Origin of the sequence: Empedobacter sedimenti (assembly GCF_030005555.1) — a bacterium.
In the GTDB taxonomy this organism is placed as follows: domain Bacteria; phylum Bacteroidota; class Bacteroidia; order Flavobacteriales; family Weeksellaceae; genus Empedobacter; species Empedobacter sedimenti.
Window position 1 is genome coordinate 258,372 of sequence record NZ_JASCQG010000001.1, and the last position, 11,815, is coordinate 270,186.

The 11,815-nt window shown below is 31.9% G+C and carries 12 protein-coding genes; 6 read left to right on the forward strand and 6 right to left on the reverse strand.

Annotated elements, in window-relative coordinates; translation table 11 throughout:
- Window positions 1–2: 2 nt before the first annotated feature.
- Window positions 3–1,604, forward strand: coding sequence for a S8 family serine peptidase (locus tag QHG34_RS01320; protein ID WP_282628294.1), 1,602 nt, complete (start codon window positions 3–5; stop codon window positions 1,602–1,604).
- A gap of 120 nt (window positions 1,605–1,724) precedes the next feature.
- Window positions 1,725–3,350 (forward strand): S8 family peptidase, encoded by a 1,626-nt coding sequence (locus QHG34_RS01325; protein WP_282628295.1) that lies wholly within the window; start codon window positions 1,725–1,727, stop codon window positions 3,348–3,350.
- 46 nt (window positions 3,351–3,396) lie between these two features.
- Here QHG34_RS01325 and pepE read toward each other — a convergent pair whose 3' ends face one another.
- The 4 genes from pepE to QHG34_RS01345 all read right to left on the reverse strand — a co-directional run bounded on the left by pepE (window position 3,397) and on the right by QHG34_RS01345 (window position 6,844).
- Window positions 3,397–4,119: a dipeptidase PepE gene (gene pepE, locus QHG34_RS01330; RefSeq protein WP_282628296.1), complete on the reverse strand. Its 723-nt coding sequence runs from the start codon at window positions 4,117–4,119 to the stop codon at window positions 3,397–3,399.
- 70 nt (window positions 4,120–4,189) lie between these two features.
- On the reverse strand, window positions 4,190–5,509 hold the full coding sequence (locus QHG34_RS01335) for an ABC transporter permease (protein WP_282628297.1): 1,320 nt from the start codon (window positions 5,507–5,509) through the stop codon (window positions 4,190–4,192).
- Between the two features lie 15 nt (window positions 5,510–5,524).
- Window positions 5,525–6,454, reverse strand: a complete 930-nt coding sequence (locus tag QHG34_RS01340; protein WP_282628299.1) for an ABC transporter ATP-binding protein — start codon at window positions 6,452–6,454, stop codon at window positions 5,525–5,527.
- 57 nt (window positions 6,455–6,511) lie between these two features.
- The gene (locus QHG34_RS01345) at window positions 6,512–6,844 is read right to left on the reverse strand and encodes an MGMT family protein (RefSeq protein ID WP_282628300.1); all 333 of its coding nucleotides are present in this window, start codon (window positions 6,842–6,844) and stop codon (window positions 6,512–6,514) included.
- A 41-nt stretch (window positions 6,845–6,885) separates the two neighbouring features.
- Between QHG34_RS01345 and QHG34_RS01350 the strand changes: the two genes are divergently transcribed.
- A complete protein-coding gene (locus QHG34_RS01350; protein ID WP_282628301.1) occupies window positions 6,886–7,425 on the forward strand; it encodes a hypothetical protein in 540 nt (179 codons plus the stop codon).
- 70 nt (window positions 7,426–7,495) lie between these two features.
- Here QHG34_RS01350 and QHG34_RS01355 read toward each other — a convergent pair whose 3' ends face one another.
- Complete coding sequence (locus QHG34_RS01355; protein ID WP_282628302.1) at window positions 7,496–7,687, reverse strand: cold-shock protein; 192 nt, start codon at window positions 7,685–7,687, stop codon at window positions 7,496–7,498.
- Between the two features lie 139 nt (window positions 7,688–7,826).
- Here QHG34_RS01355 and hemW point away from each other — a divergent pair, with 139 nt between their 5' ends.
- From hemW to rocD, 3 genes are all read left to right on the forward strand, one after another.
- A complete protein-coding gene (hemW, locus tag QHG34_RS01360; protein WP_282628303.1) occupies window positions 7,827–8,954 on the forward strand; it encodes a radical SAM family heme chaperone HemW in 1,128 nt (375 codons plus the stop codon).
- A gap of 17 nt (window positions 8,955–8,971) precedes the next feature.
- A complete protein-coding gene (gene murI, locus QHG34_RS01365; RefSeq protein WP_282628304.1) occupies window positions 8,972–9,778 on the forward strand; it encodes a glutamate racemase in 807 nt (268 codons plus the stop codon).
- Window positions 9,779–9,845: 67 nt separating this feature from the next.
- Window positions 9,846–11,078 (forward strand): ornithine--oxo-acid transaminase, encoded by a 1,233-nt coding sequence (gene rocD / locus QHG34_RS01370; RefSeq protein ID WP_282628305.1) that lies wholly within the window; start codon window positions 9,846–9,848, stop codon window positions 11,076–11,078.
- Window positions 11,079–11,134: 56 nt separating this feature from the next.
- Here rocD and pdxH read toward each other — a convergent pair whose 3' ends face one another.
- Window positions 11,135–11,782 (reverse strand): pyridoxamine 5'-phosphate oxidase, encoded by a 648-nt coding sequence (gene pdxH, locus QHG34_RS01375; RefSeq protein ID WP_282628307.1) that lies wholly within the window; start codon window positions 11,780–11,782, stop codon window positions 11,135–11,137.
- Between the last annotated feature and the right edge of the window lie 33 nt (window positions 11,783–11,815).

Below are 11,815 nucleotides of genomic sequence, written 5' to 3' on the forward strand. Positions count from 1 at the left end.
CAATGAGAAAATTATTTATTGCTTTAGGATTTGCCTTTACATTAGGTTTTACTTATGCACAAACTACTGAAGTTCAGAAAGAAAAATGGTATCACGCAGGTGTAGAACAAACGGGTGTTTATGGTGTAAATACTGATCAAGCTTTACAGTTTTTAAAAGACAACAAAAGAAAGGCAAATACAATTATTGTAGGAGTTTTAGATAGTGGTGTTGAGAATTTCCATGAAGATTTGAAAGCAAATATGTGGTCAAATCCAAAAGAAATTCCAGGAAATGGAATCGATGATGACAAAAATGGTTACATTGATGATGTTCACGGTTGGTCTTTTTTAGGAACTGCAAAAGGAATCAATTACAATGATGATACAACTGAAATTACGCGTCTTTACAAAGCTCTATCTACTAAATACGCTTCTTATGATCAGAAAAAAAATCATGATGCAATTGTAAAAAATCCTACGGAATATGCTGAATTTCAAAAAATTGAAAAAGATTATTTAAGCGCTGTAGGAAAAGCAAAATACAACCAACAAGTTGCACAATCTAAATTGAATGCAATTGAAGGTGGTGTAAATAAAATGGTTCTTGAATTTGGTGATACTAAATTAACAAAAGATATTTTAAAGAATTATCAACCGACAGATTCTCAAGTTTTAGAAGCTTTATGGATTTTTGGTGAGTTGAAAGAAGAGCAATGGGTTGGAAAAACGATGAAAGAAGTTTCGAATACCTATTTAGGTGCGACTCGTCGTGCTGCAAAAGGTGATGCTTTATCTTCTCACTTAAATTTAGATTTAGTAGATCGTAAAGATGTTGACAATCCAAATGATAAGAAAGAACGTTTTTACGGAAACGGAGATTCTAACGGACCTGAGTCTTCTCACGGAACTCACGTTGCTGGAATTATCGGTGCTGTAAGAGGAAACAACATAGGTTCTGAAGGAACAACTGGAGGAAATAATGTAAAAATTCTTTCTGTTCGTACAGTTCCAAATGGAGATGAGCGCGATAAAGATGTTGCAAATGCAATTTATTATGCAGTTGACAATGGAGCAAAAATCTTGAACATGTCTTTCGGAAAACCTTATTCTCCTGATGCAGATTTAGTTTGGGATGCTTTCAAATATGCTTCTGATAAAGGTGTTTTAATCGTTAAAGCGGCAGGAAATAGCAACGAAGATATTGATGTTCACGTTCATTATCCAACTAATTTCAGAAATGGAAATACGGTTTCTAAATCTGTTCTTACAGTTGGTGCTTCTACAAAAGATCCAAAAGCGTTGAAAGCTCGTTTCTCTAATTATGGTAAAAAATCGGTAGATGTTTTTGGACCAGGACAAGAGATCTATGCGACTTATCCAGGTGTTGATCAATATCGTTTCTTAAACGGAACTTCTATGGCTTCGCCTGCTGTTGCTGGTGTTGCTGCGTTAGTTTGGTCTCATTACCCAAAATTAACTGCAGAAGATATTCGTACTATTTTGATGGAAACAGTGAATAAAAACGACCAATTAAAAGATATTTCTGTTGCTGGAGGTGTTGTAGATTCTTACAAAGCTGTTCAAAAGGCTGAAGAAATTTACAAGCAGCGTAAATTGAAATAATTTTAAATTTAACACAACATTATAAAAAGGCTTCATTATTTGGAGCCTTTTTTGTATATTATGGTTTATTAAATTTGAACTGTTATATTACAATTCATAAAAGATCAAAAATAATATAAAATGAAAAAATTCTTATTAAGTATATCACTTGCAATGTTTATTGGCGTAACTTCTTTTGCCCAAGAAACTGCAGCAAAACCAATTACCGAACAAAAATCTTGGCAACACGATTCTTATGAAGATAGTGGTGTTTATGGTGTTAATACTCAAAAAGCAATTCAATTTCTTGAATCTAAAAAACGTAAACCTTCAGAAATGATTGTAGGTGTTTTGGATAGTGGTGTCGAAGTTACGCATCCCGATTTAAAAGATAATATCTGGATCAATAAAAAAGAAATTGCTGGAAATGGAAAAGATGATGACAAAAATGGTTTTATTGATGATATAAATGGATGGAATTTTATTGGTGGTAAAGATGGTAAAAATGTGTCAGAAGATACATTAGAGTTAACTCGCCTTTTTGTAAAATATACAGATTTATTTGAAAAAAGTAAAGATGCAACTACAAATAAAACCAAATATGCAAAAGAATATGAGCAATTTCAAAAAATAAAACTTGAATTTGAAAATAAATTAGCCGAAGCAAAACAAGGTGATGCACAGTATGGCGAAATGGATAGTGTATTCAAAATTGGTTTTCCTGCATTATTAAAAGAATGGGGTGATAAAGAGTTAAATCAAAAGAATATGATGTCTTTTAAACCTATTTCAAAAGAAGCACAACAAGGGATGATGATTTTTGCAATGGTACCAAAAGAAGCTTGGGAAGGAAAATCAATGAAAGATTTTTTAAAGAAGACTGGTGATGACATTTCCGAAGGTGCTAAATATTACAAAGAACAAGTTGAATTTAATTTGAATACTCAATTAGACCCTCGTTCAATTGTTGGTGACAATTATGCAGATAAAAAAGAACACATCTACGGAAACAATGATGTAGATGGACCTGATGCTTTACACGGAACGCACGTTTCTGGAATTATTGCTGCAAAAACAGGAAATGGAATTGGAATGGACGGAATTGCGGGAAATGGTTATGTAAAAATTATGTCTGTTCGTACTGTTCCTAATGGTGATGAGCGAGATAAAGATGTAGCGAATGCAATTCGATATGCTGCAGATAATGGAGCTAAAATCTTAAACATGTCATTCGGAAAACCTTATTCTCCAGATATTGAAATTGTTTGGGATGCTTTCAAATATGCTGAAAAGAAAGGTTTGTTGTTGATAAAAGCAGCCGGTAATGATAATTTGGATGTTGATACAAATGATAATTTTCCTACAATTTTTGATACTAAAGGAGAGAAAATTGTGAATAATGTGATTACTGTTGGTGCAAATACAATGGATAAAAATAATTTGAAAGCAAGTTTTTCTAATTATGGTAAAAAATCGGTAGATGTTTTTGCTCCAGGTGCAGAAATCTATTCAACAGTTCCAAATAAAGATGGAGAATACAAAAACTTGGACGGAACTTCTATGGCCTCGCCTGCTGTTGCTGGTGTAGCGGCTTTGGTTTGGGCACATTATCCTAAATTATCTGCACTGGATATCAAACAGATTTTGATGGATTCTGTTAACAAAGATGCAGCTTTAGCCGATTTATCTGTAACTGGAGGAGTTGTAGATGCGTATAAAGCCGTACAGTTAGCTGAAAAAATGTACATCGCAAAGAAATTGAAATAATCAATTCATAATAAATTAAAAAAACCGCTCATAGAGCGGTTTTTTTTTATGGTAAATAAGTTTCTTTGGTCAAAACTCCAGATTCTATTTCAATCGGTTCTTCATTCTGTCTAAAAATACGAGCCGATAACTTCCCTTTTAGCTCCACTACTCCATTTTCTACACGTAACCAACTTCCTTCTCTTAGTCCTACAACAACTTGATGGTTAAATTTATGAAATTCATTAATACGTGTTTCTCTTGTTTCACCTTTATGTGTAGAGTTAGGATCAGGATCTAAATAATGTGGGTTAATGTTAAAAGGTAAGAATTGCAAAGCGTCAAAACTTGGTGGATAAACAATTGGCATATCATTAGTTGTCCCAATTGTTAAACCAGTCATATTACTTCCTGCACTAGTACCAATATACGGAGTACCCGAATGTACAGCGTTTCTTAACTCTTCTACTAAACCTTGCTCATACAATGTCTTTAACAATAAAAACGTATTTCCACCGCCAATAAAAATAGCTTTAGCATTCAAAACAGCTTCTTTTCTATTCTCAAAAGTATGTAATCCTCTAACTGAGATACCAACTGTTTCTAAAGCCTCCTTTACATTCTGTGTATAATCATCATACGAAATCCCTGAAGGGCGAGCATATGGTATAAAAACTATCTCGTCAGCTTTTATAAACTCTTTTATTTCGTCTTTTATATATTCCAAAAAACTATATCCGTGAATCGTACTTGTACTTATCACTAATAATCTATCGTTTGCGTTAATCATGTTATTATTTTTTATCAAATGTAAGTTTAAAACATAAAAAAACCGAATGAAATTTCATTCGGTTAAATAATTAGTTTTTATAATTAATCCACTTAATCATTTCTTTAATTGTAGGCTTTTTACCATAAATCAAAATTCCGATTCTATAAATTTTTGAAGCAATGTATACCATAAATATTGTACTAACAAGCAATATTGAAAGTGATAAAGCTAATTGCCAAATAGGAACGTCAAAAGGAATTCGGGTAATCATGGAAATTGGAGAAGTCAACGGAATCATAGATAACCAAAAAGCTACTGGTCCGTCAGGATTCTCAAAAGTCGTCATACTTCCATACAAACCAACCATCATTGGAACTAAAGGAAAATACGTAAATTGCTGTGTATCTGTATCATTATCAACCGCAGAACCAATTGCCGCGAAAACGGAACTATAAAACAAATAACCTAAAATAAAATAGGCAATAAACGCGAAAATAATCAACGGATAATTAAACGTTAAAAGCACTTCACTTACCTCTGTCATTTTCTGCATCATATCTGGATTTGCTTCTGTCATTTGAGATTGATTCATCATTTGTTGCGTCATATCCATACGAGATGCTGCAATAGCAGGGAAAATCATTAATAACGCTAAAGTCATACCAATCCAAATTGTGAATTGTGTAAGCGCAACCATTGTTGTTCCAACGATTTTACCCATCATCAATTCGAAAGGTTTCACTGAAGAAATGATAATTTCGACAACACGATTATTTTTTTCTTCTACAATAGAGCGCATCACTTTTACGCCATAAATCATCACAAACATGAAAATAATATAAGTTAAGAACATTGCTAAACCAATTTTCAGTTCCATTCCTTTATCAGCTTTACCATCAGAAACATTAAAAACATTTAATTTAACTTTTGCTTTTGATGCTTCCAAAGCTTCCTTATTAATTCCAGATTTAGCTTGCTTATCTTTTTCTATTTTATCACCAATAACACGTGTAAGCTTCTCACGATCAGTAATCCCTAAATTTCCGTTGGTAATTAATTCCGTATTTTTCTCAATATTTTCGTAATTACCATCAGTATTTTTAGGTATATGAAGAATAGCATTCAAATACTCACTATCCTTCAACGTATCTTTAATAGATTGTAATTCTTGAGGAGTGTAAATACTAAACATCATCTGTTTAGAAGACTTAAAAGATGTTACAAACTCTGTACTCTCATCTACGATTGCAATATTTTTTACTTCAGAATTATTAGCTGAACTTAATAAAAAGATAACAGCTCCCGCTCCAACAATTAACAATGGAGAAAGAAAAGTCATCACAATAAATGCTTTGTTTTTTACTTGAGAAAAGAATTCTCGTTGAGCAATTAAAAATATATTTTTCATGTGTTTTCTAGTAAATTATTGTTTTTGAGAACTTTGCTTAACAGCTTCTAAAAATACATCATTCATTGAAGGAATGATTTCTTTAAACTGATGAACTTGACCAATTTGCATTAACTGTTGCAAAATTTGATTGGTCGGAATTTCTTTATTATACAACAAATTAAATTCTGTGCGTTGATTAATTGTTTTAATTTCAGAAATATCAAATTGATTCGCTAAATTTTGTAAATCATCTGTTGGAATTTCATTCAACTGAATCTGGAATTTCCCAGTTTTAAATTGATTTCGTACTTCCTCTATCGTTCCATCCAAAACCTTATTTGATTGATTAATCAATGCAACATGATCACACATTTCCTCTACTGATTCCATTCTATGTGTAGAAAAAATAATTGTTGTTCCTTTATCACGCAACTCTAAAATTTCATTCGCAATAATTTGCGCATTTACAGGATCAAATCCACTAAAAGGTTCATCAAAAATTAGCAATGAAGGATTATGAATAACCGTAATTACAAACTGAACTTTTTGCCCCATCCCTTTCGATAGTTCGCTCAATTTTTTGTTCCACCAAGACATCATATCAAGTTTTTCAAACCAATATTCAGTTCTTTTTTTAGCTTCTGCAGTTGTAAGGCCTTTTAATTTTGCAAAATATAACGCTTGTTCACCAACTTTCATGTTTTTGTACAATCCTCGCTCTTCAGGCATATAGCCTACTTGACCAATAGATTTGTTTGTTAGTGGTTCTCCATTCAACAAAATTGTACCACTATCTGGTGCTGTAATTTGATTTACAATTCGGATGAAAGTCGTTTTTCCAGCTCCGTTTGGACCTAAAAGTCCATAAATAGAACCATGTGGAATATTGATACTAAAATTGTTAAGTGCAACTTTATCTTTATATCGTCTTGTTAAGCCTTCGGCTTGCAATAAAAAGTCCATTCTTTTATAGATTAATTTGTAAAATTAGTAAGAAGAAAATAGAATTTGTTACAGAATTTAATGAGATTCATTCGGATTCCATAACTTTTCTTTGAAATTGAGGATTTTATCATCCTTTAGTTCAATTCCTTCGTTTTCTAATAAAGTTTGCATTAAACTTGAAGGATTGAAATGATGTTTACCAGTTAACAAACCATTACGATTAACAACACGATGTGCCGGAATATCTTCTGCTAAATGTGCATTATTTAGTGCATAACCTACAACTCTTGCAGAGAATTTTTCTCCAATTTTTTGAGCGATCAAACCGTATGTTGAAACCTTACCTTCTGGTATTTGGCGTACAATTTCAAATATTTTTTCGTAAGTATCAGAAATGACATTCGTCATATATAAACATTTATTGTAAATTTAAGGAAAGTTAACATATTATGAGTCAAAAAGTCCACATAAAATCTCTCCTTAGCCGACCAAGATTCAAAGTTTTTACTAAACTAAGTAAAGAAGAATTTGTGTGTTTACTCAAGACTGAACTCGATAAAAATTCAACTGAATTTGGTGGATATGTTAACCGTGAAGTCGCAATGATAAGAGTACGAAAAGATAAGGACAAGTATTGGCATCCGCAATTACAAATCAGAATTGAAGAGGATGAAGATCATCCAGATTATTTAGTTGTTCGAGGAATAATTAGCCCAAAACCAGCTGTATGGACATTGTTCGCATTTTTGTATGGTTTATGTGGCGCAATTATAATAACTTTAGGTACTTATTCTATTTCTGAATACATTGTACAAGGCAGTAGTTATTGGATTTGGAGTATTCCTTTTTCTATTCTGTTCGCATTAGGTATATATTTGGCAAGTTTATATGGGCATCATTTAGCAAAATTTCAATTAGGTAGATTGTATCATTTTGTGAACGAATTATTACGTTGTGCAGAGTTTTATGAAAATCAAATACAAGATTAGTTAATTTGAGAAACAAAAAAAGCGACCATGATTGGTCGCTTACAAGAAATATGTTGAGATAAAATATTTATTAGATTACTTTCACATTAATGGCATTGATGCCTTTTTTTCCTTGTTCTAAGTCAAAAGATACTTTATCGTTTTGAGCTACTTTGTCTGTTAAACCAGAAACGTGTACGAAGTACTCTTTTCCAGTTTCATCTTCTTTAATAAATCCGTATCCTTTTTCTTCATTAAAGAATTTTACAGTTCCTTTATTCATAGTATTATATTTTCGATATAAAGATAAAAGAATTATTTACAAAACCAACAAAAAAATGAGGTGATATTTCTAAAAATATTTTGCAACGATTTTTTTAGGTAAGTAATTCAAGTTAATTTTGCCTTAAATAGACGGAATTTTGGCAGGAATCTATATTCATATCCCATTTTGTAAACAAAAATGTAGTTATTGCGACTTTCACTTTTCAACAAACCTTCAATCTAAATCTTCTTTGGTTGAAGCAATCAATAAAGAACTAGTGTTACGCAAAGATGAAATCAATCAACCACTCGAAACAATTTATTTTGGAGGAGGCACTCCTTCTATTTTGACAGAAAATGAATTAGAAAGCATTTTTAATACAATTTCTAAAAATTATTCAACTTCATCCATAAAAGAAGTCACATTAGAAGCTAATCCAGATGATTTATCAAAAGAAAAACTTCATTTTTTAAAATCAACTCCGATTAATCGTTTTTCGATTGGTGTACAATCTTTTTTCGAAGAAGATTTAAAATTAATGAATCGTGCTCATAATGTACAAGAAGCTGAAACTTCAATAAAGTTAGCTCAAGATTTTGGTTTTGATAATATAACGATTGATTTGATTTATGGTTCTACGACGACAACCAACGAAATGTGGATGCAAAATTTACAAAAAGCAATCGAGCTAAATGTCCCACACATCTCTTCTTACGCCTTAACTGTTGAAGAAAAAACTGTTTTGGATCATCAAATAAAAAAAGGAATCACAAAGCCAGTTGATGAAGATCGCCAAAACAAACAATTTCATATCTTAGTTGATACATTAACCAATAACGATTATGTGCAATATGAAATCTCTAATTTCGGAAAAGAGAACTATTTTTCTTTACATAATTCTAATTATTGGAAGGGAATTCATTATTTAGGAATTGGACCTTCAGCACATTCTTATAACGGAAAATCACGTGCTTGGAATATTGCTAATAATGCTAAATATATACAATCAATTCGAGATAATAATTTACCTCATGAAATTGAAGTATTAAATGAAGTAGATCAATTCAATGAAATGATAATGATTGGATTAAGAACAATTTACGGTATAGATTTAACTCGACTGAATACTGAGTTTTCTCAACAATTAATCGATTCTTTCTACCAAGAAATCAATCAATTATTGAAAGAAAATCTGATAGAAAAAAAAGATAATAAAATCATTTTGAAACCTGAAGCAAAATTTTTCGCTGATGGAATTGCTTCTAGATTATTTTACATTGATTAATTTGTTAAATTTGCGCTATGAATGATAACAGACCAATTGGTGTTTTCGACTCTGGTGTTGGTGGATTGACGTTTGCAAAAGAAATAAAGCGTCTTTTACCAAACGAAAGTATGATCTACTTTGGCGATACGCAACATTTGCCTTATGGCGAAAAATCAAAAGAGGCAATTACTCGATTCTCAGTAGACATTACTAACTTTCTGAAAGAGAATGATTGTAAAGCTATTTTAGTTGCATGTAATTCTGCAACTTCAAACTCGATTGAAGCGATTAAACAAGCAGCAGGTGAAGATGTACCTGTTATTGATGTTATATCACCAGTTGCCGAAAAAGTAGCTTATGAATTACGTGAAAAAATTGGTGTTATTGCAACTAAAGCAACAATAAACTCTGGTGCTTACAGAAAAGCAATTCGTAAGCAAAATAAACATGTAAAGGTTGTTGAAATGGCTACTCCTCTACTTGTTCCTGTTATTGAAGAAGGTTATGTAAACACATCAATCTCTAAAGCTGTTTTAGAAACATATTTAACCAACAAAAAACTAGAGGGAATAGATTCAATCATTTTGGGTTGTACACATTATCCGTTGGTTGAAAAAGAAATCAATCAAGTATTTGAAGGAAAAGTAGACATCATTAATTCTCCTCTAATTGTAGTTAACCAAATTATTTATCAATTACAGAAAGATGGTAAATTAGCCGATGATACAAATGTTCCTCAATACGAATTTTATTTATCAGATTATACAGATAACTTTCTGAAAGTTGCCAAAAAATTCTTTGGAAAAGATATCATATTAGTAGAACGAAGATTAAATTCTTAACATAAACCGACTTTTTAATTGTCGGTTTTTTTATGAATAATTTATACAAACAAAAACAAGTAGTAAAATGGAAAAATCAGCAGAATTAATTGCATTAGAAGAAAAATATGGAGCGCATAATTACCATCCGCTACCATTAGTTTTGGAAAAAGGAGAAGGTGTATATGTTTGGGATGTTGATGGAAAAAAATACTTTGACTTTTTATCAGCCTATTCAGCAGTTAACCAAGGTCATTGTCATCCAAGAATCATCAATAAATTAAAAGAGCAAGCAGAAAAATTAACATTAACTTCTCGTGCTTTTTATAATGCTGAATTAGGAGTTTACGAAAAATTTATGTCAGAGCTTTTCGGATTTGACAAAATCTTACCAATGAATACTGGTGCTGAAGCTGTAGAAACAGCTCTTAAAATAGCTCGTAAATGGGGTTACGAAAAGAAAGGTATTCCAGCTGGTGAAGCTATTTTAGTAGTTTGTAAAGACAACTTTCATGGACGTACTACAACTATTATCTCTTTCTCGAATGATGAAGATGCACGTAAAAACTTCAATCCATACACAAGTGGTTTCGAAGCTGTAGAATACAATGATGTAAACGCTTTGAAACAACTTTTTGAAGAGAAAGCGGACAAAATTTGTGGATTCTTGGTAGAGCCAATTCAAGGTGAAGCTGGTGTTAATGTACCATCAGAAGGATATTTAAAAGCTTGTGAAGAGTTATGTAATCAACACAATGTATTATTTATCGCAGACGAAATTCAAACCGGAATTGCACGTACAGGAAAAATGTTAGCAATCGATCACGAAAATATCAATGCAGATGTCTTGATTTTAGGTAAAGCTGTCTCTGGAGGAGTTTATCCAGTATCAGCAGTTTTAGCGAATGACGAGGTAATGAATGTGATCAAACCTGGACAACATGGTTCTACATACGGTGGAAACCCATTAGCAGCAGCTGTTGCAATGGAAGCTTTACAAGTTGTTTTAGACGAAAAATTAGCAGATAATTCGGAGAAATTAGGACAAATTTTCAGAACTGAAATCACGAAAATGACAGAAGAATTTCCATTATTCAAATCAGTTCGCGGAAAAGGTTTATTAAATGCAATTTTAATCAACGATACGCCAGAATCTGATACTGCATGGAATTTTTGTGTTAAAATGATGGAAAACGGTTTATTAGCAAAACCAACACACGGAAACATTATCCGTTTTGCTCCACCATTAGTAATGAACGAAGAACAATTACATGAATGTTTAGCGATTATCCGTAAAACGGCTGAAGAGTTTTCTAAATAATATAAATTACTATAATTATAAAAACCACTCAGATTTGAGTGGTTTTTATAATTTTTTTAAGGAGCTAAACGTTCTTTTTTCCAATCAAAATCGTCTTGTAAAACATAACGAACTCTGTCATGTAAACGGCTTGGACGTCCTTGCCAAAATTCTATTTCTGTAGGTCGAATTAAAAAACCTCCCCAATGTATTGGTCGAGGAATCTCTTTTCCTTCGTATTGTTTCTCTAATGCTAATTCTTCTGCAGCTAAATCTTGGTGCTCATCAATTACAGAACTTTGTGCTGAAATCCATGCGCCTAATTGGCTACTTCTTGGGCGAGTTTCAAAATATCCATCCGAATTATTATCTGAAGTTTTTTCTGCAACACCTTTTATAATAATCTGTCTCTCCAAAAAAGGCCAAAAAAAAGATATACATACTTTTGGATTTGCTAACAAAGCTTTTCCTTTCTGACTGTTGTAATTTGTATAAAAAATAAAACCTTCGTCTGTGTATCGTTTTAATAAAACAACACGCGTTCTTGGAAAACCATCTTCGCCAATTGTTGCAACAGACATTGCATTTGCTTCATCTACACCATCCGATTCTTCAGCTTGTATAAACCAATCACGAAATTGTTCAATCGGGTTTTCTCTTAACGAATCAAAATTCATCGATTGTTTTTCATAGATCTTTCTTTTATAACTTAAATCTTGTTTCATTAATGATTATTTTATATTTTTAAACAGCTAATC